Origin of the sequence: Collinsella sp. An271, from assembly GCF_002159695.1 — a bacterium.
Taxonomy (GTDB): domain Bacteria; phylum Actinomycetota; class Coriobacteriia; order Coriobacteriales; family Coriobacteriaceae; genus Collinsella; species Collinsella ihumii.
This window is the reverse complement of sequence record NZ_NFJE01000005.1, coordinates 189,096-211,359: the sequence shown is the minus strand read 5'-3', so window position 1 is coordinate 211,359 and position 22,264 is coordinate 189,096. Positions and strand designations below refer to the sequence as shown.

The window sequence follows — 22,264 nt, the reverse complement described above, 5'->3', positions numbered from 1 at the left end:
CGCCCGCAGACGCGGCGGTTGGGCCAAAGGTGCCGCGGCGACGCAGCCGAATCTCCGATGCCCCGTCCTACTGGGCGCTGCCGTTAGAGGGCTCGACGCCGTCCAGGCTCACGTTGTAGGGAACGTTCTCGGGCATGGGGTTGATCTGGATGTCGGCCTGCTCCTTGTAGTTGTCCCACCACTCGGTCCACGCGGAACTCTCGGCCTGCGTCTTCACGATGTTGGAGATGTAGGTGCGGATCTCCTCGGGCACCTCGTCGATCGAGGTGACCTCGTTGTCGACATGGAAGTAGCCGGTGCACTTGATGATGTGGTAGCCGTAGGTGCTCTCGACGATGCCGCTCACCTGGTCGACCGACAGGGCGCTCAGCGCGTCCTGGTACTCCGTCACGAAGCTCGTGAGCTTGTCCCAACCCACGTCGCCGCCGTCCTCCTTGGAGCCGGAGTCATCGGAGTACTGCTCGACCGCATCCTCGAACGAAAGCTCACCGGAGTTGATCTTGTCGAGCGCCTCCTGGGCCTTCGCCTGGGCCTCGGCCCTCTCCTCGTCGGTAGCGTCGGACGCCACGCTCACCAGCAGGTTGGAGGAGCGACGCGCATCGTTGTAGGTGTCGAGGTTCTCGTTCAGGTAGTCGATGATGTCCTGGTCGCTCGGATCGTCGACCGGGCACACCTTCTCCTTCAGCTTGTCGAGGGCAAGGCTGTTCGAGAGGCTCTGCTTGTAGGAATCCTCGGTGTAGCCGTAGCTGGACAGCTGCTTGATGAACGCGTCCTCGCCGCCGTAGGACGCCGCGGCGTTCTGCCACGCCTCCTCGATGTCCTCGTCGGTGACGGTGATGTCGTTCTCGCTGATGGCCTGCTGCTGCAGATACTGCTCGGCGTAGCTGTTGATGGTCTGCTCGCGGTAGCTCTCGGGCGTCTGGCCCGCGTCGACCAGATACTGGGCCCAGCTGCCCTCGCTGCCGTAGCCGTAGGCGTTGCGCACGGCCATGATCTGCTTGGTGATGGTGTCCTCGGTGATGTTGACGCCGCTGACCGTTGCGGCCACGCCGCCGGTGAGCTCGTAGCCCTCGCTGTTGTCACCCGTGATCTGGCTCAGGACACCCGAGCACGCCATAGCGGTGACCGACAGCAGCATCGCCGCGCAGCCGATGGCGACGATCAGGATCTTCACGCCCTTGGAAAGCGTCTCCTTCTTGCTCTTCTTGGCCTGGCTCTTGGTGGGCTGGCCCTCAGGTGCGGCATCGCGCTTGACGCGCGGATTCTTGTTGAGCGGCATAGCGTCGTCCCTTTCCGGTCCCGGTAATCCACGGTTCATCTGCCGTGAGACGAAATCGACATAAAGCTTTCCGTATTGTCGCACAGGGGGCCAGAAGACCACCATAAAAGCAAGCGATAACCACAGAGCGCATATGCAAAGAGGGCCTGTTGCCCGAGGCGGTCGGATGGGTGGAGGCAATCCACCCCAATAGGATGGGTTGGAACGAACCCGTCCCCAACCAACCCATCTCCAAACGCGCCGAAAAACGTGTATAGCGAGTTTGGTGCGATTTTTCGATGAGCTTTGCCCATGGGCGGTACACCCCTCAGCATTTGCCCAGTTGGATCCTGCGGAATTACTGATGGGTGCGGCGCGTGTGGGGAAATGAGCCTCAAAAATCGTACCAAACTCAACCTACTGTCTCTATAGGTTTTATTCAGAGCGTCTTTTTATGCAACTTTGTGCATTTTTGCAGTGGAATTATACATTTCGTACCAGTCCCGACAAAGCCACAGCTGCCTAAAACGAATCGCGGGGCGGGAGGATAGCGCACCCTCCCGCCCCGCGGCTTCATCGTTTTAGAAACGGCTGCCTTAGTCCACGGCCTCCGCCAGCTTCTCGGCGCGATCGGCTGCCGCCAGCGCGTCGATGACGGTGGCGAGCTGGTCGCCCAGCAGCACGCCGTTGTACGTGGAATTGAAACCGATACGGTGGTCGGTCACGCGGTCCTGCGGCTGGTTGTACGTGCGGATCTTCTCCGAACGGTTGCCATGGCCGATCTGGCTTTGGCGCTCGGCGCCGAGCTCGGCCTGCTGCTTCTCGAGCTCCATCTCGTACAGGCGGGCGCGAAGCATCTGCATGCAGACCTCGCGGTTCTGGATCTGCGAGCGCTGCTCCTGGGACTGGACCACGGTGTTGGTCGGAAGATGCGTGATGCGCACCGCGGAGTACGTGGTGTTCACGCACTGGCCGCCGGGGCCGGAGGCGCAGTACGTGTCGACGCGCAGGTCGGACGGGTCGATGTGGATGTCGATCTCATCGGCCTCGGGCAGCACGGCGACGGTAGCCGTGGAGGTCTGGATGCGGCCCTGGCTCTCGGTCTTAGGAACGCGCTGAACGCGGTGCACGCCCGACTCGTACTTCATGACCGAGTAAACCTTGTCGCCAGACACCTTGAACTCGATGGATTTGAAGCCGCCCGCGTCGCTCGGGCTGGAATCGAGCACCTCGAGCTTCCACTTCTGGCTCTCGCAGAAGCGCTGGTACATCTTGAACAGATCGCCCGCGAAGATGGCGGCCTCGTCGCCGCCGGCGGCCGACCGGATCTCGACGATGGTGTTCTTCTCGTCGTTGGGGTCGCCCGGGATCAGCATGAACTTGATGTCTTCCTCGAGCTGGGGAAGCTTGGCCTCGTTGCTGTTGATGTCCTCCTGGAGCATGGCCTTCTCGTCTGGATCGGACGTATCGTGCAGCATCTCCTTGGCGATCTCGATGTCATCGAGCGCCGCCAGGTACTCGCGCGCCGCCGTCACCAGCGGGGTCTGGTGCGCATACTCCTTGTTGAGGCGGGTGTACTCCTTGATGTTGGCAGCCACCGAGGGGTCGGCGAGCTTCTTCTCGAGCTCCTCGTAGGCAGCGATGAGTTTTTCCAGCTTGTCGCGCATGGATTCTCCTTTTCTTGAGGGCGTCCTCGCCCTGCATGGTTCGACGTGAAACGATGCCCCGCACGGGGCGGCAGCGGTCAGATGCCGCAAGGCTGCAAGCGCAGCTAGAACTTGTCGAACTTGATAAACACGCGCGAACCTCTTTCTCTCGGCCTTCTATCATACCCAGCGTTCCCGCGCAGGCAAGCACGCGCGTCCCAAACGAGCCCACAGCACGCCCCACCTGCGCAAAACGTCCACAGCAAACACGCGATGCGACTGCCGCGCACTCGACGCCCTTTCATGGAAATGCTCGACTATCTCACAACTAACTCAGAAAAACTCAGAATTCTGAGTTTTTCTGAGTTTAAAAAGGGCCGAGGGGAACATCCCCTCGGCCCGCAGATGACAGCTGTAGCCGCGCTCCTACTCGTCTGACTTGTCATCCAGGTAGCGCGCAAGGAACTCGCGGGTGCGCGGATGCTTGGGTGAACCGAAGATCTCGGCAGGCGACCCCTCCTCCGCGATGATGCCCTTGTCCATAAACACGACGCGGTCGGACACGGTCTTGGCGAACTGCATCTCGTGCGTCACCACGACCATGGTCATGCCGTCGTGCGCCAGGCCGCGCATGACCTCGAGCACTTCGCCCACGATCTCGGGGTCGAGTGCGGACGTGGGCTCGTCGAAGAGCATCAGGTCGGGCTGCATGCACAGGGCGCGGGCAATCGCCACGCGCTGCTTCTGACCGCCGGAAAGGTTGTTGACATCGGCTTTGGCGAAGTTCGCCAACCCCACGGCCTCCAGATGCCTCATGGCGACCTGCTCGGCCTCGGGCTTCTTCATCTTCTTGAGCGTGACGGGGGCAAGCGTGCAGTTATCCAGCACGTTCATGTTGTTGAACAGGTTGAAGCCCTGGAACACCATGCCGATCTTCTCGCGCAGGCGGTTGACGTCCACGTGCTCGGCGGCGAGGTCGGCCCCGTGGAACCACACGTGGCCCGCATCGGGCGTCTCGAGCAGGTTGATGCAGCGCAACAGCGTCGACTTGCCGGAACCGGATGCGCCGATGATCGTCACGACCTCGCCGGGCATGACAGCGAGGTTGATGTCGCGCAGAACCTCGAGGTTGCCGAAGGACTTGCGCAGGCCCTCGATGCGGACCATGGGCTCGGCAGAGGTTGCGGTATTCATAGCCATGATTTACTCCTCCACCTTGACCGGCTGATCGGACGTGCTGCCCATCGTCTCGACCTTGACGTCGAAGCGGCGGGCGAACTTGCCCAGAAGCCACGTCGCGATCATTGTCAGGATCAGGTAGATGACCGCAGCGATGAGGAAAGCCGGGAAGTACTGATAGTAGTTGCCGCCGACGGTCCTCGCGCCAAACGTCAGATCGAACACGCTGATGATCGACAGGACCGACGAGTCCTTGATATTGATGACGAGCTCGTTCGACAGACCGGGAATGGCATACTTGATGCCCTGGGGGAATACGACTTTGACCATCGTCTGCAGCTGCGAAAGGCCGAGCGAGCGAGCGGCCTCGGTCTGACCCTTGTCAACCGATGCGATGCCGCCGCGCAGGACCTCCATCATGTAGGCGGTGGAGTTGAGCGACACCGTCACCAAACCAGCCACGAACGGGGACCATATGGCGTTCATCTCGGTCGCCGTGAGCCCCGTGCCGCTCAGCACGCCCACGACTCCGTAGTAGATGATCATGGCCTGGACCATCATCGGGGTACCGCGCACGACCGTTGAGTAGACCTTGGCGAAGCCCGAGCCCACGACCTTCCAGAACCGGATGAAATCATTATCGGGCTTATCGATGGTCTGGATACGGCAGAACACGAGCACAAGTGCAAGGAAAAACGCCACGACGGTGCCGATGACGGCAAGCTCGATGGTCGTAGTGACGCCGACGAGATACGTATCGCGGCTCACCCAGAACATCCACAGGATGTTCTGGAGGAAATCGTCACCGGGGCGCTCGGTCGCGGTCACGGCCACACTCCACGCCGAGGCGACGCCCATGACCACGCGGTCGACGATCAGCACGAGCGTGATTGCCCATACGACGTACGCGATATAGCGCAGCGCGCGGCGAACAGCGGGCTTGGTGAACGGCGCAGTCTCGGCGTAATTGCTCCAGTGCGTGAGCTTGAAGACGAGCGCGACGGCGCTCAGCACGAGCCAGGCCGCAAGCAGATAGTACATGACCAGCTCGACAGTGAACGCCTTCGCCAGAAAGCTCATCTCCGGGCGAGGCTGACTCGAAAGCAGCATGCCGACCAGGGCCACGGCGCTTGTTCCCAACAGCACGTAACGATGGTCATCGAGGAAAAACGAGGCGATCTTGCCGCGTCTCCTCGGTTCGGTCTGCTCGCCTGATAGGGCAGAGCTCATGGTTTTCTCCTTTATCTATGAGATGGGTAAGGCGCGCACCGGCCCTGCGGCCTCGGTGCGCGCCCTGACGGACACGGATGAACCTTCTGTTCGCGCAGCGCTACGCGGGCTGACGGTCCATGCACTCGTTCCACATCTGCTGGCGATCGTCCTCGGAAATGCCGGCGATGATCTCGTTGATCTTCTCGAGCACGGCGTCTTGGCCCTTGGCGATTCCCGCGTTGTCGGGCATGACGGAATCCTCGAACTTGTCGGTCATCTCGAGCTCGACGAAGTCGGGGTAGGTCTCGATCAGCTTCGGAACGGAAAGCATAGAGTAGGTGATGATATCGCAGGTACCGGTATTGAGGTTCTCCACGACGAGCGGCTGCGTCTCGGCGGGCGTCATGTGGTTGACGTCCGGGATCTGGTCGATAACGGTGTCGTACATAGTGGCCGCCTGGCCCAAGATGGACGCGCCCGCGAGGTCGGCAAACGTGGTGGCGCTTGCGTAGGCGGAATCCTTCTTGGTGATCATGACGATGTCGTCATCGATGTAGGAATCGGAGAAGTCAGCAGAGTCGGCACGCTCGGGCGTGACGGACATGCCGGCGCACACGATGTCGATCTGACCGCTGTTCAGCGCATCGATCAGGCCGTCGAACGAGAGCTTCACGGCAACGCAGTCCATGCCGAGGCCCTCGGCGATGATCTTCGCGGCCTGGACGTCGTAGCCGTCAGCGAAAGCACCGTCGACGTTATCGATGGGGATGGTGTAATCGGATTCCTCGTTGACCTGCCAGTTGTACGGAGGGTATGCAGCCTCCATGCCGACGCGCAGGGTCTGGCCGTCGCCGAGCGTAGCCTCGCCGGCGTCAGCGTCATCCGCAGCGGAACCGGCACCCGTGCTGTCGGTGCCCGAGTCCTGTGCGGCGGGGCCGCATCCGGAAAGGAACATCATGCCTCCCACGCTGAACGCCGTAAGCCCGGAGAGCTTGAGGAAATCGCGACGGGAGCACTGCCCAGGTTGCATGTTTGCAAAGGAATTCTTGGTCATGATGGTTTCCTTTCCAAAAGTTTTTGTCTATGACCCCTTCCGTGCGACGCAACCGGAGGGGACCCATTCCCCTCCCCCTTGCAACTTAATGCGAGAAAGTTACGCGCACAATGTGGCAGGATACCGCGGGCGTATGCAGAAAACCACCCCATTTTGCAAGGAAACATGCACGTAACTCAATTATGGGCCGAAAGCTGAAGGCTTGGCCCCGTCTTGCCACCCGAAAACCTGCCGCGCCCGCCCTACAGCAACGTGATGGTGAAGGCGCGCGTGTCCGTTTTGCCCGCCTCGAGGATCGTGATGTTCTCCTTGTGCTCGAGCACGTCGTCCTCGGTCGTGTAGGTCGCATGCCCCGTCCAGGGCTCGAGCGCCACGAACGGCGCCCCCGGCGCGGACCAGACACCCAGGTAATCAAAGCCCGGGAAATCGACGCGGATGCCACGACCCGACTTGGTGCCCACAAGCGTGACGGTGTTGCCCGGCACATGATCGAAGATCATCGTGTCATAGGCGAAGCAGTCGCGGGACAGCGCAAGCGTATCGGCATCCTCGACCGGCGTGAACGTGTCCTCGGGATCGGCGAGTCCACCGCCCAGGATCTTGGGGCACTTGGCCGTCCAGGGCTCGGCGAAACGGAACTCGTAATCCTCGAACGCCTCATCGCCCGCATCGGGCGCGGGGATGTTGAACGCAGGGTGACCTCCCACCGAAAACGGCAGATCGACATCGCCCGTGTTGGTGACGGTAAACGTCTGCGTCAGCGACGCGGGGCCGGTCAGCGCGTACGTCATATTGAGCTTGAACCGATAGGGGTAGGCCTTGAGGGTCTCGTCCGAACTCGAGAACTCGTAGGTAACCGACGACCCATCCTCGGAAACATCCACGAGCTCATGCTCATAGATGCGCGCGAGACCGTGACGGGCCATGGCGCAAGGGCCGGCGGCCGACGTCGCTGCGTCACCGCGCAGATTGCCCACGATGGGGAACAGCACCGGGGCATGCTTGCCCCAAAATGCGGGATCCGCCTGCCACAGGTACTCGCGCCCGTCGAGCGCCAGGCTGCACAGCTGGGCGCCCATGCTGTCGATACGTGCCGTCAGTCCGTCGCGAGAGATGGTTGTCATGGTGGACATGGGAACTCCTTAGCAAACGTCGCCATCCGGGCTCGACATCACGCCGATGCGCCCTAGATTCCACTATACCGCGCAGAGGTCGACACGGGCCTCTCGCGAAAGTGGCTAAAAAGTTCTGTTTTGCTGTTGCCGGACCCCGTGCAAGCGAGCCCAAGCCCGCCCTTGGGCACCGGATGACCCCGTGCCGGCCCCGATGAGGGTGCCCGGGGCCGTCGGAGCCGCCCAACATGCAGCCAATTCGGATAACTCGGCCAAAACGACAAACTCCGCTCCGTCCGCCCAACAGCAAAACGGAACTTTTTAGCCACATCCGACCCGCAGCGCCGACGCAACCCGGTCCCGCACGCGCCCGCCACGGAAGCGGCCCCAAGGTATGGGAAATCGAAAGATACCGGTGCGGGGCCGCAGCGCAGCACCCTTCGCGCTAAGCTTATGCGCGTGAAATCTCGAAGATCCGGAGGATCGCATGACAGCAAAGCACACGGACATCGCCGAGGAAGGCGAGCTGTTCTGTACGCATATCGGAGGCTCGGCAACGCTTGAGGGCGTCATGATGCGCGGCAAGCTCAATTGGGCCGTCGCGGTGCGCTGCGAAGACGGCAGCATCTATGTCGAGGAGCACGACCTTCCCGACGCGTCGTCGCGCCCGGCGTGGTTCCGCTGGCCTATCGTGCGCGGGTGCGTGTCGTTCGCCGAATCCATGGTGCTTGCCTACCGCGCACTCGACATCGCCTCCGAGCACGTTTTCATCGACGAAGAGGACGAGGGGCAGGAGGACGCTCCGTCTGACTCCCCCGAACATGAGCAGAGCGATACCGAGGAGAAGGGCGGCGTGATGGGCATCGCGATGGCCGTCTCCGCCTGCATCGGAGTTCTGATCGGCATCGCCCTGTTCATCCTGCTCCCCCTGCTGATAACCAACCTGGTCGTCGGCGAGCTCAACAGCGGCAACTCTTTGGTCTGGAGCCTCGTGGAGGCGCTGCTGCGTATGGTCGTGCTCGTCGCCTACGTGGGCGGCGTCGGCCTCATCCCCGACATGGCCCGCATGTACGGCTATCACGGCGCCGAGCACCAGTCGATCCACTGCTTTGAGCACGGGCTGCCGCTCACGCCGGAGAACGCCGCGCGGTTCTCGCGCCTGCACGTGCGCTGCGGCACGGCCTTTCTGGTCATGACCGTCGGCATCGCGCTGATCCTGCACGCCGTGGTGCCCGTAGGTGCCTGGGCCGAGGCGCTGGGCCTCTCCGGCATCGCGCGCACCCTGTTCGTCATGGGCTCGCGCCTGATCCTGCTGCCCATCGTCGCCGGCGTCTCGTACGAGGTCACCGTGAAGTGGGCGGGCTCGCACCCGGACAACCCGCTCGTCAAAATCGCCCTGTGGCCGGGCCTGCAGATGCAGCGCCTCACCACGCGCAAGGCGGACCCGGGAATGCTCGAGTGCGCCATCGAGGCGCTCAAGCGCGTCGACGCGCGAGAAAAGGCGGCCGCGTCGGCATAGGAAAACGGGGGCGCAAGCCCCCGTTTTCCTATGCGCTACTCAAGCGGCTGCAGGCTTTCCACGATGCAGGCGTACAGATAGTCATCGGTCACGAACACCAGGTCCGAGTTTCCGTCGTTTGCGACCATCTCGTCGCGGATGGATTCGTACGTGACGTTTCCACCGGTCTGCAGATCGACGATCTCTTCCGCCTCGTCCATCGTGTAGTAGTCGTTCGGATCCGTCGAGTTGGTCATGTAGGCATATCCGATCAGCCAGCCCCAACGGCGCGCCCACACGGACGCATAGGTTCCGTCGCCGAGGGCGACATCGCCCAAGCAGGCATAGCCCACATCGCCCACCGCCTGCGTGGTGCCGCGCTGAACGCTCACGTTGAAAAGCTCGAGATCCGGGTATTTCGCCGAGCACACCGAGACATGGTCGCCATCGACCTGCACGGTCACGCGTCCGTCCCAATACGAGGGCATATAGAACTCGTAGGAGTCGGCGACCACGTGGCGGGAATCGTAAGACTCCTGTTCCTGCTGCTCCTGCTGGGCCGCAGCCGCGTCCTCGCGGCGCTGGACGGCGGCGGCGCGCAGGGTGTCGGCGTCGGCATGGCCGTCCGCCGTGTCGGCGGCGGCGAGCTGGGCGGCAGCAAGGATCTGATCGTCGGTCACCTCGAGCGCATCGATGGGCGTCAGGGTGAAGGAGCCCTGCGATGTGACGTCGACGGCGTCGCCCGGGTTATCGGTCGCCACCGTGATGTCGAGCACCGTGTCGGGAACCGTGTAGATGGTGCCGTCGGCAGCGATGGGCGAGCCGGAAACGGACAGCTGGTAGGAACCCTGACGCAGCATCAGACCGGTGCCCGCCGTCGTGACGTACTGCGTCTCGTCGACGGCCTCGCCCGTGGAGTTGGTGCCCACGACGCGGACCGGTAGGCGCGAGGCGCCCTCGTCGGTGTTCCACCCCTCGGCCGCCACCGCGATCGTCACGCTGTGGAGCGCCTGCGTGGCCTGCTCCGCCTGCTGGGTCGCCTGATCCTGCTGGCGCTGCGCATCGAGCGCGTACCACAGGCCTCCCCCGGCAAGGGCCGCCACCGCGATGACCCCGACGACGATGCCGACGGTCTTGCCGACATGCCGGCGCGGCTTCTCTCCGTCGTCATGCGACGAGGCAGCGGACGGCGTGGGAACGGCGACGCGCGGCATGGGCCCGGTCGATCCCGAGCGCAGGCGCGGATCGGCGGGGGCTACCGCCTCGCGAGCCATGTCGACCATCGTCGTGTCGGCGGCCGGCTGCGCGCTCGGCGCGGATTGGGGAGACCCCGCGCGCGACCCGAGCAGGCGCACGCCGCAAGCGGGGCAGTACGGGTCGGTGGGGCTGACGGGTGCCCCGCAAGAGGGGCAGACGAGCGCACGGCGCGTGGGAGTCGCGCCTTGGCCGTCGCCCCACAGGGCGGCAGCGGCCTGCGCCGCATCGTCGGCCATGGGCACGGCTGCCGGCACGCCGGCCGGCGCGACGGACGCGCCGCAATGCGAGCAGAACAGCGCACCGGGGGCGAGCTCCGCCCCGCACTGCGGGCAGACGGCCGCCGAAGCGGCCGCGTCGACCGGCTCGATCTTGGTTCCGCACGAGCTGCAGAACAACGCATCGTCGGATATCTCAGCATGACAGGTCGGGCAGATCATCTCGCCTTCTCCTTCCTGCTCAACAATCGGTTCAACAACGATACCACGCCGCACAGACGGTCGGGGGCGCCCGTCGCAGAATGAACCCCCGTCGCCTCCAAACGACGCGTCCGTCCAAAACCTGTCAAAATGTACCCGTCCTCAACGAGTTGCTATACAAAGGAGCGGCCATGCATAGAATCCTGTTCATCTGCCACGGCAACATCTGCCGGTCGACGATGGCCCAATCGGTTATGGCCGAGCTTGTGCGCCGCGCAGGCCGCGAGCGGGAATTCGATATCGACTCCGCCGCCACCAGCTATGAGGAGATCGGCAACCCGCCGCACTGGGGCACCGAGACCAAACTGCGCGAGATGGGCATACCGCTCGTCCCGCACCGCGCGCGGATCATCTCGCCCAGCGAGTACGACCGGTGGGATCACATCATATATATGGATGGAGAGAACCGGCGTGGGCTCAAGCGCATCCTCAAAAGCGACCCCGACGACAAGGTGAGCCGGCTGCTCGACTGGACCGATCGCCCCGGCGATGTGGCCGATCCCTGGTACACCGGCAACTTCGACGCCACCTACCGCGACGTCCTCGACGGCTGCACCGCGCTCCTCGCCGCGCTCGACTAAGAAACAACGGCCGATTCATTGCTTTCGCGCCTCCCTGCGCAAGGGGTCCGACCCTTGCGCAGGGAGGCTAATTCGTCGGAAACGTGAATAATTCGTTCACCTAATTATTCGGTACCTTGACTTGTAGATTCACGGTAGTACCCTTCTTGAGTCCAACTTGCATAATTCGATACGGGGAAAGGAGATCTGCATGTGCGATTCTGCCGATAGCGATCCGACAGCGCGCCCCGCGTGCGCTGCTCCGGACGCTCCGCAGCCCAACGACACGCCTGAAGAGGCGCGTGCTCGCCGTCTGCTGTGGAACCTCGGCTATTGCGGCCACTACCTGCACTTCCACAGCGGTGGAAGATCTGGGCGGGCGGCCATCATCTGCCTTCTGGCCAAAAATGACGGCCAGATGTCTCAACAGGAACTCGGTGCGTTTTTCGACCTCAAGCCCGGCTCGCTGTCCGAGATTCTCGCCAAGATCGAAAACGCGGGCCTTATCGAGCGAACGCGCAACCCGGAGGACCGCCGCCAGCTTTCCATCCGCCTGACCCAAAAGGGCACCGAGGAGGCGGCGCTCGAGCAGGAGCGGCGCCTGCGCTTCAGGCAGCGGGCGTTTTCCTGCCTGACCGCCGAGGAACAGGAGCAGCTCGTCGTCATGCTCGACACCATTCGTTCGCATTGGGAGGGATTGAATGATTAAAACGCTCATGGGGAGCATCCGCGAATACAAGAAAGCGGCTATCGCCACCCCCATCATCGTGTCGGGCGAGGTGGTGATGGAGGTCGCCATCCCCTTCGTGACCGCCCAGCTCATCAACACCATCCAGCAAGGCGCCACCGTGTCCGAGATGCTGCCTTTCGCCGGCATCCTCGTCGCCATGGCGCTCGCGTCGCTGTGCTTCGGCATCGGCGCCGGCCTCACCTGCTCTGAGGCGAGCTGCGGCTTTGCCAAGAACCTGCGCCACGACGTGTTCGCCGCCGTCCAGCGCTTCAGCTTCGCCAACATCGACCAGTTCTCCAGCTCCTCGCTGGTGACGCGCCTCACCACGGATATCACCAACGTGCAGCTGGCCTACATGATGATCATCCGCACCGCCATCCGCTGCCCGCTCATCCTCATCTGCGGCATCGTCATGGCCTTCATCATGGGCGGCCCCATGGCCATCGTGTTCGTCGTCGTGGTGCCCATCCTGGGCTTCGGCCTCTACAAGGTCATCCGCACGGTGCACCCCATCTTCCGCTCGGTGTTCCACAAGTACGACGCGCTCAACGAGTCCATCGAGGAGAACGTCACCGGCATGCGCGACGTCAAGAGCTACGTGCGTCAGGACTACGAGAAGCAGAAGTTCGGCCGTGCCGCCCAGGACGTGTGCGCCGACTTCACGCGCGCCGAGAAGATTCTCGCCTTCAACGCGCCGATGATGAACCTCGCCGTCTTCACGGTGTTCACGATCATCATCCAGTTCGGCTCCTACCTCATCATCTCCAGCCGCGGCACCGCGCTCAACGTGGGCCAGTTCTCCGCGCTGACCACCTACGGCTTCATGATCCTCATGGCGCTCATGATGGTGTCCATGGTGTTCGCCATGATCACCATGGCGCAGGAGTCGGCAGAGCGCATTGTCGAGGTCATCGAGACCGAGCCCACCATCAAGAACCCGGAGCACCCCATCACCTTCATGCGCGACGGCTCCATCGACTTCGATAACGTTACCTTCAAGTATTCCGAGAAGGCCGAGCACCGCGCGCTCGCCGAAATCGACCTGCACATCAAGAGCGGCGAGACCCTGGGCATCATGGGCGGCACCGGATCGGCCAAGACCTCGCTCGTGAACCTCATCAGCCGCCTGTACGACGTGACCGAGGGCTCCGTGAAGGTCGGCGGCGTCGACGTGCGCGACTACGACCTCGAGTACCTGCGCAACAACGTGGCCGTGGTGCTCCAGAAAAACGTGCTGTTCTCCGGCACCATCAAGGAGAACCTGCGCTGGGGCGACCCGAACGCCAGCTATGACGAGCTCGTCGAGGTCTGCAAGCTCGCCCAGGCGGACGAGTTCATCCAGGGCTTCCCGCAGAAGTACGACACCTACATCGAGCAGGGCGGCACCAACGTATCCGGCGGCCAGAAGCAGCGCCTGTGCATCGCGCGCGCCCTGCTGAAGCGCCCGAAGGTCCTGATTCTCGACGACTCCACGAGCGCCGTCGACACCAAGACCGACGCGCTCATCCGCGAGGGTCTGGCGCAGTACCTGCCCGAGACCACCAAGATCATCATCGCGCAGCGCACGAGCTCCGTCGAGCACGCCGACCGCATCCTGGTGCTCGACAACGGCCATATCGTGGGTCTGGGCACGCACGACGAGCTCATGCAGACCTGCGACATCTACCGCGACACGTACGAGTCCCAGAACCGCACCAACGACGAGGACACCGAGGCCGCAGCCGTCCACGACGACGCCTCGGCGCAAAAGGATCCCGCCACGCAAGCCGAAACCGCGAAAGGAGGTGTCGCCGATGAGCATTAACAGCGATGCCAAGAAGCAATACGAGGCCAGCCGCCAGAACGTCGCCGGCCGCCAGGCGCCCGCAGCGCCCGCACGCGGCGGGCGCGGGAAGACGCTCGGCCGCCTCATCCGCACCCTGTTCACGTTCTATCCCAAGCTTTTGCCCATCGTGGTCGTGTGCATCGTGGTCCAGGCCATCCTGTCCGCCATGCCCGCCACCTTCATCCAGCGCGCACTCGAGATCGTGACCGCCACGTGGGAGTCGGGCGACTGGGCATCGGTGTCCGGCAGCATCACCACCCTCACGCTGACGCTCATCTGCGTGTACGCCGTCACGCTCGCCGCGAACTTCACCCAGACGCGCCTCATGGCCATCATCACCCAGGGTTCGCTCGAGAAGTTCCGCGAGATGCTGTTCGACCACATGCAGGATCTGCCGATCAGCTACTTCGACCAGCACCAGCGCGGCGATATCATGAGCTACTACACCAACGATATCGACACCCTGCGCCAGATGATCTCGCAGTCCATGCCCAACATCTGCCTGACAGTCATCACCTGCTGCTCGGTGATCTGCGTCATGGTGTACTACAGCGTGTGGATGGCGCTCGTCGTCATCCTGGGCGTGTGCTTCATGGCCTACATGACTAAGCAGCTCGGCGGCCGCTCCGCCCGCAACTTCGTGGCGCAGCAGCATGAGATCTCGGTGGTCGAGGGTCATGTCGAGGAGATCATGAACGGCCAGCGCGTCGTGAAGGTCTTCTGCCACGAGGACGCCGCGCAGGAGGACTTCGATGTCCGCAACGAGAAACTCTTCCGTGCCGCCCGCGCCGCCAACATGTACACCAACACCCTGGGCCCCATCCTCATGAACCTGGGCAACCTGATGTACGTCATCGTGGCACTCGCCGGCGGTATCTTCATCGCCTTCGGCACGCCCAACGTGTCCGTGTCCGGCCTGGCCTTCTCCGTTGCCGTCACCGTGCCGTTCCTCAACATGACCAAGCAGTTCGCCGGCCAGATCGGCCAGATCTCCCAGCAGATCAACGCCGTAGTCATGGGCCTCGCAGGCGCCGAGCGCATCTTCGAGCTCATGGACGAAGAGCCCGAGCACGACGAGGGCTACGTCACGCTCGTGAACACGAAGATGGAGAACGGCCAGCTCGTGGAGGTCGAGACGGGCAAGCACACCGGCCGCTGGGCCTGGAAGCACCCGCATCACGACGGCACCGTCGAGCTCGTGCCGCTCGAGGGCGACGTGCGCCTGTCCCACGTCGACTTCGGCTACAAGCCCGGCCACACCGTGCTGCATGACGTGAGCGTGTGGGCGAAGCCCGGCCAGAAGATCGCCTTCGTGGGCGCCACCGGTGCCGGCAAGACCACCATCACGAACCTCATCAACCGCTTCTACGACATCGCCGACGGCAAGATCCGCTACGACGGCATCAACATCAACAAGATCAAGAAGAACGATCTGCGCCGCTCGCTCGGCATGGTGCTGCAGGACGTGAACCTGTTCACCGGCACCGTCATGGACAACATCCGCTACGGCCGCCTGGACGCCACGGACGAGGAGTGCATCGCCGCGGCCAAGCTCGCGGGCGCGCACGGCTTCATCGAGCGCCTGCCCGAGGGCTACAACACGATGCTGACCGACAACGGCTCCAACCTGTCCCAGGGCCAGCGCCAGCTGCTCTCGATCTCCCGCGCCGCCGTTGCCGACCCGCCCGTCATGATCTTGGACGAGGCCACCTCGAGCATCGACACGCGCACCGAGGCCATCGTGCAGCGCGGCATGGACGCCCTGATGAACGGGCGCACCACGTTCGTGATCGCGCACCGTCTGTCGACCGTCCGCAACTCCGACGCGATCATCGTGCTCGACCACGGCCGCATCATCGAGCGCGGCAGCCACGACGAGCTGATCGCCAAGCGCGGCACGTACTACCAGCTGTACACCGGTGCCTTCGAGCTGGAGTAACCGGCACCCTCATAGCACCTGAAGCGGCCCCGTGCATCTCATGGATGCGCGGGGCCGCTCGCATGATGGCGACATGCTTTAAGCCTCTACCGGCTCGTTCATTCATGAATAAGCGAGGTGTCGAACAATCGAATCCTGGGCAAACGTCAAAATGGCACCCGCTCTTTCATGAATGAACGAGGGCTTAGGCCAGGCGGTCAGCCTGGTTGGTTGGGGACGGGTTCGTTCCAACCCATGTCTGGCGTTGCGACGGTTTTTGCGGGAAGGCGCCGCGGGTGCATATCGGGGACGTACCTTCCGCATGCACTTTTGCATGCTGGGGACACCCCTTCGGCGCGCACGCTCGCGCGGGCTCCGCATCCAGGGCGGTCTAACAAAGACTAGCGAGAAGAAAGGACCCTTTGGGCCTTCTCCACCACGGCATCGCGTATGAATTTCGACGTAGATTGATCTGTCGCCTTGGCAGCACGTTTCACGTACGACACGAGCGATTGAGGGAGTTTGAAAGACATAGTTGCCGTCGGCTCATTTGCCAATCGCGGCCGACCGGGACGAACAACCCCGGCCGAGCCGGGGACTTCACCCTTGTCCCATTGTTCCGCAGCCTCGATCAGCATGTCTTCGGTTACAAGTGACCCGTCTTCTGTATGGAACGGTCTCATCGTCTTCCCCCTATCATGCCGAGCTCTCGAAGGACGTTCTGCGTGACCGGCATGGCGTGAATGATGACCCAGCGCGCCTTTTCGTCATTCCAAACGGAAACCGTTTGGATGTCTCTGCCACGCAGGTCCGCACCCACCGCAAGGCGTTGAGGAGGATGCGTGCCGACACGCATTTGGCCTAGAACCTATGGGCGCTCTCGACCTATGTCATCACTAATATAGTAATACTAAATTCGTGGAGCCTCAACGCGCACGGCATCCGAGCCCCTCGAGGTGCCGGGACATGCCCTATGAACCCGCGCTAAATCAAACCGAAGTGTGCCAAGCCGGTAGCCACGCCGTCGTGCGCGGCGGAATCGGTCACGTAATCGGCCTGCGCCTTGACAACACCCATGGCGTTGCCCATGGCGATCGATGTCTCGACGGCCCGCAACATGGGGAGGTCGTTCTCGGAGTCGCCGAAGGCGTACGTGTTCTTCGTGCTGTGGTTCAGCTGCTCCAGCGCCTTCGCGATGCCGAAGGCCTTGTCGATACCCACGGGCCCCGCCTCGCCCGCACCGAGCCCCAGGTTGTAGAACGTGTAATGGGAGCGCAGGGGCTCGCCCATCTGCTCGACGCGCTCGATCATGTCGCCCGCATAGGAGAACTTGCTGAAGCGCAGGTCCGTCGCGGCGCACAGTTCCTCCCACGAATGGACGGAGAGCGCACCGGGGATATCGGTGTAGACGCCGCCGTTCGGAAGCAGGGCGGCAGAGCAGTCCGTGCCCTCGAACAGCACCTCGATGCCCTCCCCCATCAGCCAATCGACCGTCGCGTGCAGAAGGTCGAGGTCGATCGTCCGCTCGAACACCTTGCGCCCCTCGAAAAACAGACATGCACCGGACGATGTGATGAGCCCGGTCGGATTGAGATCGAGAAGTCCCTGGTTGATCAGGTTGCGAGGACGGCCCGTGCAGATAAACGACAGATTCCCCCGCGCGTGCAGGCGATCGAACGCTCGCTTCACCCCCGGCGTCACCTGCGCGTGCGCAACGTTTTGCGCCGCATTGGCGTCCGGGTCGTGCCAAATGAGCGTCCCGTCAACATCGAAGAACGCCACGGCAGGGGTATCGTACATGGGTGCCTGTCTCCCTTCTTGTCGCTCGCTTCATCATATAATGGTGCGATGCCGATACCGGCATCATCTTGCGCGCTCTTCAGCGCATCTCCATTCGCCCGCGCCATATCCGTACGATCCCGCGCGCCGCGCACATCCATCCAGAAAGGCCCCTCATGGAATTCTATGCAAGCTGCCCTCAAGGGTTTGAAAGCGCTCTCGCCGACGAGCTGCGCGACCTGGGTCTTCCGCGGGTGCGCAAGCTCAAGGGGCGCGTGTCGTTTGCGGGCGCCCCGTCAGACGCGGAGCGCGCCTGCCTATGGTCGCGTCTGGCAAGCCGCATCTTCGTGGTCTTGAAGCGCTTTACCTGCCGCGATGCCGACGAGCTCTACGACGAGGTCTATACCATGCCGTGGGAGGACATCCTGGGGCGCGGCTCGACCATCGCGATCACGGCGTCGGGTACGAACGGGAACCTGCGCAACACGCGCTTCACCGCGCTGCGCGCCAAAGACGCCCTCTGCGACCGCCTGGCCGACGAGGTCGGCGTCCGCGCCGATGTCGACACCGGGCACCCCGATGCCCGCATCTCGATCGCCCTCCATGACGACCGCGCCAGCCTGCAGCTCGACCTGTCGGGCGAGCCGCTGTTCCGCCGCCTGCCCCGCGAGATCGGCCGCCAGGGAGGCTCGCTTGCCCTGCGCCCCGATTACGCCGCGCTCGTGTTGGCGCAGGTCGCATGGAAAACGCGCTGCGACGCGGACGACGCACCGGTGCTGATCGACCCCTGCTGCGCAGATGGGGGAATCCTTCTGGAAGCGGCATCGATTGCGGCCGGCCGCGCACCGGGGCTCGAGCGCACGCGCTGGGGCTTTTCGTGCTGGGCGGAACACGACCGCGCCGCATGGGATCGGATGCGCTCAGAGGCCAGGCAGCGAGCTCAACAGGCCGGGCGGGCGCACGCGCGCATCATCGCGACCGACTTCGATGCCGCCGCGCTCGCACGCACCCGTCGTCTGATCAAAGCAGCCGGTGCGGGCGGTATCGTTACGTTCGTCCAGCCGACCGTCGAGGCGATATCGGCGCACCTCGGCAGCCCCTCGGACACCCACGTGCTCGCCGCCAACATGTGCACGCTCAGGCTCAACGACGCGTCCCGCGCATCAAGGCTCATCCAACAGCTCGCGGCGCTCGCCCCGCTGCGATGCGCGCCCGTCTCGGCACTTTCCCGCGACGGCCTGCTCGAGGTCGCCCTGCGCATGCGCCCGACCGCCGACATCGCGATCAAGCCCAACAACGAGGACGCGCGCCTCGTCCTGTTCGACCGCTCGCACGGCTCCGCCGACGCGGGATCGGACGCAGTCGCAGACACGCACCCGAGTGCATCGAAACGCACGTCGGCACCGGTCGAGACCGTCGCCACCGTGGACGTGGGAGACGGCTCCCCCGTCGCCGTGCTCGTCCCCGAATCCGATCAGTTCGCCGCACGCCTCAAAAAGGTCGCGCGCCTGCGCCGCAAATGGGCCAAGCGCGAGGGCGTCACCTGCTACCGCGTCTACGACGCCGACCTTCCCGACTACTCCGCAGCCATCGATCTGTACGAAGGGGCTCCCGACACGCCGGGCCGCTGGGTCGTCGTCGCGGAATACGCGGCGCCCAAGTCGATCGATCCCTCCCTCGCGCAGGCGCGCCTGCTTGACATGCTCGAGATCACCCCGCGCGTCCTCAAGGTCGACCCCGACCACGTCGCCGCGCGCTCGCGCACCCGTTCGCGCGGCGGCTCCCAGTACGCCACGGGCGGCGGGGCGTCGTCGGGAGGCTCCGCGCGCGAGACGGGTCGTGCCCAGACCCATCAAAACGCCTGGGAGCAGGGCGCGGTCCACATCCAGGAGGGCGGCCTGACCTTCACAGCCAACTTCAACAGCTACCTCGACACGGGCATCTTCCTCGACCACCGCGTCACGCGCGACCTCGTGCGCACGTACGCCAAGGGCTGCAAGCGCTTCCTCAACCTGTTCGCCTATACCGGAACGGCCACGTGCTATGCCGCAGACGGCGGGGCGCTGAGCACAACGACGGTCGACCTCTCCAACACGTATCTGGACTGGGCCCGCCACAACATGGCTCAAAACGGCTTCACCGGACCTGAGCATCGCTTCGTGCGCGATGACGTCCTGGCATGGGTCGCCGAGCAGCGGCGCGCCCATCGCACGTGGGACCTCATCTTCTGCGATCCGCCCACCTTCTCCAACTCCACCAAGATGGGCGAGCGGACATGGGACGTCCAGCGCGACCACGTCGAGCTGCTGTGCGCCCTCTCCGATCTGCTGGCGCCGGGCGGACGCGCCATCTTCTCGTGCAACCTGCGGACCTTCCGCCTGGACGAGCGCGCGCTCGCCGACGCGGGAATCGCAGTCGAGGACATCACCGAGCAGACCATCCCCGAGGACTTTGCGCGCAACAAGCGCATCCACCGCTGCTTCATCATCACCAACCGATAGGCCCCCGCGCCCCTCCGCACAAGAACCCGTCTCCCGTAGCCGAATCGCCACCGGGGACGGGTTCGTCTGGCAGACGGCCCGCCACGTTGCATAAGTGCGCAAAGCTGCGATAATTACTGGCAATTCTGTTGTCCTACCAAGGGAGAAGCGAACATCATGGGATCTTCCCGTAATGCGAATGCTGCTGAGCGATCATCTGCGCAGCATTCTCCTGAAATCCCCATCAGCATCGGGGCCATGCTCGTGACGCTGGGTGTCGTGTACGGCGACATCGGAACGTCGCCGATGTACGTCACCAAGGCGCTGCTCGCGGGCAACGGCGGCATCATGTCCGTCAACGAGGAGTTTATCCTGGGCGCCATCTCGCTCGTCATCTGGACGGTGACCCTGCTGACCACCGTCAAGTACGTCCTCATCTCGCTGCGCGCCGACAACCACGGCGAAGGCGGCATCTTCGCGCTCTACAGCATCGTGCGGCGCGGCGCCAAATGGCTGATCATCCCCGCCATGCTCGGCGGATCCGCCCTGCTCGCCGACGGCGTGCTCACCCCCGCGGTCACCATCACCACCGCCATCGAGGGCTTGCGCACCATCCCCGAGGTGCACGCCATCATGGGGAACAACCAGCTCAACGTGGTGATCATCACGCTCATCATCGTCTGCGCGCTGTTTATCGTCCAGCGCGCCGGCACCTCCAAGATCGGTCGCGCCTTCGGCCCGGTCATGACGTTCTGGTTCATCTTCTTGGGCGTCAGCGGCCTTATGCACGTGCTGGGCAACCCCGTGGTGCTCAAGGCGTTCAACCCCGTCCGCGGCATCATGTTCCTGCTTTCGCCCAACAACCACGCGGGCATCATGATCCTGGGCAGCTGCTTCCTCGCCACGACGGGTGCCGAGGCGCTGTATTCGGACATGGGTCACGTCGGCCGCGGCAACATCTACGCCACCTGGCCGTTCGTGAAGATCTGCCTGATCCTTTCCTATCTCGGCCAGGGCGCATGGCTGCTCGCCAACGCCGGCAACACCGAGCTGTTCGGCATCGCCGACCTCAACCCGTTCTTCCAGATGCTGCCCGACGCTATCCGCCCCTTCGGCGTCGTGCTGTCGACCTGCGCGGCCATCATCGCGTCCCAGGCGCTCATCACCGGCGCGTTCTCCCTGGTCTCCGAGGCGAGCGGCCTGGACCTCATGCCGCACATGCAGGTCTTCTATCCGGCAGAGACCAAAGGCCAGCTCTACATCCCCATGGTCAACTACGTCATGTGGGCCGGCTGCATCGTCGTCGTGCTGCTGTTCCAGTCCTCGGCGCACATGGAGGCCGCCTACGGCCTGGCCATCACCATCACGATGATCTGCACCACCGTGCTGCTGTTCTTCTATCTGCATAAGATCCGCAAGGTGAAGGTGCTCCCGTTCATCTTCGTGGTGTTCTTCGTGGCGCTCGAGGGCTTCTTCTTCTTCTCGTCGCTCACCAAGTTCTTCCACGGCGGCTACTTCACCATCCTGCTCGCCGCGCTGATCATGGCCATCATGGTCAGCTGGTACAACGGCAGCCGCGTCGAGCGTCGCCAGGCGAACCTCCTGCCGATCCATTCCTACCTCGACCAGCTTGACCGCCTGCGTCACGACGAGACCTACGACAAGCTGTGCGACAACCTGGTGTACCTCACCAACAACACCCGCACCGACTATCTCGACCGCGACATCCTGTATTCCATCTTCGACAAGCATCCCAAGCGCGCGCAGGCCTACTGGTTCTTGAACGTGCAGGTGACCGACGAGCCGCATACGTTCGAGTACGCGGTCGAGAACTTCGGCACCGACTACGTGTTCCGCGTGACGTTCTACCTGGGCTACAAGGTCAACCAGCGCGTGAACGCCTACCTGCGCCAGGTCGTCGGCGACCTTTCCGCCTCCGGCGAGCTGCCGCCGCAGAAAAGCGACTACTCGGTATACAAGACGCCGGGCCCAATCGGCTCGTTCCGCTTCTGCATGGTCTACAAGACGCTGGCTCCCGAGTCCGACGTCGATCCGAGCGAGCGCAGCGCCATCGCCTTGAAGTACGCGATCCGCCGTCACGCCGGCTCGCCGGTTCAGTGGTACGGCCTGGAGAACTCCAACGTCATCTACGAGTACGTGCCGCTGTTCACCAAGTTCAAGACGGTCGAGCATCTGACGCGCGTCTATCCTTCGCAGCACTCGTAAACAGGCCAACCGAGCTGGCACTTTTGAGCGGGGCCGGTACGTTTTGGACGGGGT

The 22,264-nt window shown here is 63.5% G+C and carries 15 protein-coding genes; 7 read left to right on the top strand and 8 right to left on the bottom strand.

The features are described 5' to 3' along the window. Positions 1-67 precede the first annotated feature (67 nt). The 6 genes from B5F74_RS06450 to B5F74_RS06425 form a co-directional block, all read right to left on the bottom strand. Positions 68-1,279 carry a peptidylprolyl isomerase gene (locus tag B5F74_RS06450; protein WP_087200970.1) on the bottom strand — a complete coding sequence of 404 codons (1,212 nt, stop codon included), beginning with the start codon at positions 1,277-1,279 and terminating at the stop codon, positions 68-70. Between the two features lie 575 nt (positions 1,280-1,854). Then, positions 1,855-2,925, bottom strand: a complete 1,071-nt coding sequence (gene prfA / locus B5F74_RS06445; protein WP_087200966.1) for a peptide chain release factor 1 — start codon at positions 2,923-2,925, stop codon at positions 1,855-1,857. A 405-nt stretch (positions 2,926-3,330) separates the two neighbouring features. Beyond that, positions 3,331-4,104: an amino acid ABC transporter ATP-binding protein gene (locus B5F74_RS06440; protein ID WP_275531973.1), complete on the bottom strand. Its 774-nt coding sequence runs from the start codon at positions 4,102-4,104 to the stop codon at positions 3,331-3,333. A gap of 3 nt (positions 4,105-4,107) precedes the next feature. Further along, positions 4,108-5,313 carry an amino acid ABC transporter permease gene (locus B5F74_RS06435; RefSeq protein ID WP_204212473.1) on the bottom strand — a complete coding sequence of 402 codons (1,206 nt, stop codon included), beginning with the start codon at positions 5,311-5,313 and terminating at the stop codon, positions 4,108-4,110. A 100-nt stretch (positions 5,314-5,413) separates the two neighbouring features. Further along, positions 5,414-6,349, bottom strand: a complete 936-nt coding sequence (locus B5F74_RS06430) for a transporter substrate-binding domain-containing protein (RefSeq protein ID WP_187119111.1) — start codon at positions 6,347-6,349, stop codon at positions 5,414-5,416. A 242-nt stretch (positions 6,350-6,591) separates the two neighbouring features. After that, complete coding sequence (locus tag B5F74_RS06425; RefSeq protein ID WP_087200964.1) at positions 6,592-7,482, bottom strand: aldose 1-epimerase family protein; 891 nt, start codon at positions 7,480-7,482, stop codon at positions 6,592-6,594. A 466-nt stretch (positions 7,483-7,948) separates the two neighbouring features. Between B5F74_RS06425 and B5F74_RS06420 the strand changes: the two genes are divergently transcribed. Next, the gene (locus B5F74_RS06420; RefSeq protein ID WP_087200963.1) at positions 7,949-8,980 is read left to right on the top strand and encodes a DUF1385 domain-containing protein; all 1,032 of its coding nucleotides are present in this window, start codon (positions 7,949-7,951) and stop codon (positions 8,978-8,980) included. Positions 8,981-9,015: 35 nt separating this feature from the next. On the opposite strand, the gene B5F74_RS06415 is transcribed toward B5F74_RS06420, so the two are convergent. Next, positions 9,016-10,653: a zinc ribbon domain-containing protein gene (locus B5F74_RS06415; RefSeq protein WP_087200961.1), complete on the bottom strand. Its 1,638-nt coding sequence runs from the start codon at positions 10,651-10,653 to the stop codon at positions 9,016-9,018. A 170-nt stretch (positions 10,654-10,823) separates the two neighbouring features. Between B5F74_RS06415 and B5F74_RS06410 the strand changes: the two genes are divergently transcribed. The 4 genes from B5F74_RS06410 (at position 10,824) to B5F74_RS06395 (ending at position 15,746) form a co-directional block, all read left to right on the top strand. Next, positions 10,824-11,273: a low molecular weight protein-tyrosine-phosphatase gene (locus B5F74_RS06410; RefSeq protein ID WP_087200959.1), complete on the top strand. Its 450-nt coding sequence runs from the start codon at positions 10,824-10,826 to the stop codon at positions 11,271-11,273. A 190-nt stretch (positions 11,274-11,463) separates the two neighbouring features. Continuing rightward, entirely contained in the window at positions 11,464-11,961 is a 498-nt protein-coding gene (locus B5F74_RS06405; RefSeq protein ID WP_087200957.1) for a MarR family transcriptional regulator, read from the top strand. After that, entirely contained in the window at positions 11,954-13,786 is a 1,833-nt protein-coding gene (locus B5F74_RS06400) for an ABC transporter ATP-binding protein (RefSeq protein ID WP_239283381.1), read from the top strand. The genes B5F74_RS06405 and B5F74_RS06400 overlap by 8 nt, the downstream gene beginning before the upstream one ends. Beyond that, entirely contained in the window at positions 13,776-15,746 is a 1,971-nt protein-coding gene (locus tag B5F74_RS06395; protein WP_066830594.1) for an ABC transporter ATP-binding protein, read from the top strand. The genes B5F74_RS06400 and B5F74_RS06395 overlap by 11 nt, the downstream gene beginning before the upstream one ends. Positions 15,747-16,709: 963 nt before the next feature. Here B5F74_RS06395 and B5F74_RS06390 read toward each other — a convergent pair. Further along, the gene (locus B5F74_RS06390; RefSeq protein ID WP_087200955.1) at positions 16,710-17,525 is read right to left on the bottom strand and encodes an HAD hydrolase family protein; all 816 of its coding nucleotides are present in this window, start codon (positions 17,523-17,525) and stop codon (positions 16,710-16,712) included. Positions 17,526-17,680: 155 nt separating this feature from the next. Here B5F74_RS06390 and rlmKL point away from each other — a divergent pair, with 155 nt between their 5' ends. Next, complete coding sequence (rlmKL, locus tag B5F74_RS06385; RefSeq protein WP_087200953.1) at positions 17,681-20,005, top strand: bifunctional 23S rRNA (guanine(2069)-N(7))-methyltransferase RlmK/23S rRNA (guanine(2445)-N(2))-methyltransferase RlmL; 2,325 nt, start codon at positions 17,681-17,683, stop codon at positions 20,003-20,005. 156 nt (positions 20,006-20,161) lie between these two features. Continuing rightward, entirely contained in the window at positions 20,162-22,210 is a 2,049-nt protein-coding gene (locus B5F74_RS06380) for a KUP/HAK/KT family potassium transporter (RefSeq protein ID WP_087200951.1), read from the top strand. Positions 22,211-22,264: the final 54 nt, after the last annotated feature.

What these genes read in the sequence shown, in the direction of transcription:
- B5F74_RS06425 (WP_087200964.1), bottom strand. Translation starts at nt 7,482, where the DNA reads ATGTCCACCATGACAACCATCTCTCGCGACGGACTGACGGCACGTATC.
- B5F74_RS06450 (WP_087200970.1), bottom strand. Translation starts at nt 1,279, where the DNA reads ATGCCGCTCAACAAGAATCCGCGCGTCAAGCGCGATGCCGCACCTGAG.
- B5F74_RS06395 (WP_066830594.1), top strand. Translation starts at nt 13,776, where the DNA reads ATGAGCATTAACAGCGATGCCAAGAAGCAATACGAGGCCAGCCGCCAG.
- B5F74_RS06420 (WP_087200963.1), top strand. Translation starts at nt 7,949, where the DNA reads ATGACAGCAAAGCACACGGACATCGCCGAGGAAGGCGAGCTGTTCTGT.
- B5F74_RS06405 (WP_087200957.1), top strand. Translation starts at nt 11,464, where the DNA reads ATGTGCGATTCTGCCGATAGCGATCCGACAGCGCGCCCCGCGTGCGCT.
- rlmKL (WP_087200953.1), top strand. Translation starts at nt 17,681, where the DNA reads ATGGAATTCTATGCAAGCTGCCCTCAAGGGTTTGAAAGCGCTCTCGCC.
- B5F74_RS06435 (WP_204212473.1), bottom strand. Translation starts at nt 5,313, where the DNA reads ATGAGCTCTGCCCTATCAGGCGAGCAGACCGAACCGAGGAGACGCGGC.
- B5F74_RS06415 (WP_087200961.1), bottom strand. Translation starts at nt 10,653, where the DNA reads ATGATCTGCCCGACCTGTCATGCTGAGATATCCGACGATGCGTTGTTC.
- B5F74_RS06410 (WP_087200959.1), top strand. Translation starts at nt 10,824, where the DNA reads ATGCATAGAATCCTGTTCATCTGCCACGGCAACATCTGCCGGTCGACG.
- prfA (WP_087200966.1), bottom strand. Translation starts at nt 2,925, where the DNA reads ATGCGCGACAAGCTGGAAAAACTCATCGCTGCCTACGAGGAGCTCGAG.
- B5F74_RS06400 (WP_239283381.1), top strand. Translation starts at nt 11,954, where the DNA reads ATGATTAAAACGCTCATGGGGAGCATCCGCGAATACAAGAAAGCGGCT.
- B5F74_RS06430 (WP_187119111.1), bottom strand. Translation starts at nt 6,349, where the DNA reads ATGACCAAGAATTCCTTTGCAAACATGCAACCTGGGCAGTGCTCCCGT.
- B5F74_RS06440 (WP_275531973.1), bottom strand. Translation starts at nt 4,104, where the DNA reads ATGGCTATGAATACCGCAACCTCTGCCGAGCCCATGGTCCGCATCGAG.
- B5F74_RS06380 (WP_087200951.1), top strand. Translation starts at nt 20,162, where the DNA reads ATGGGATCTTCCCGTAATGCGAATGCTGCTGAGCGATCATCTGCGCAG.
- B5F74_RS06390 (WP_087200955.1), bottom strand. Translation starts at nt 17,525, where the DNA reads ATGTACGATACCCCTGCCGTGGCGTTCTTCGATGTTGACGGGACGCTC.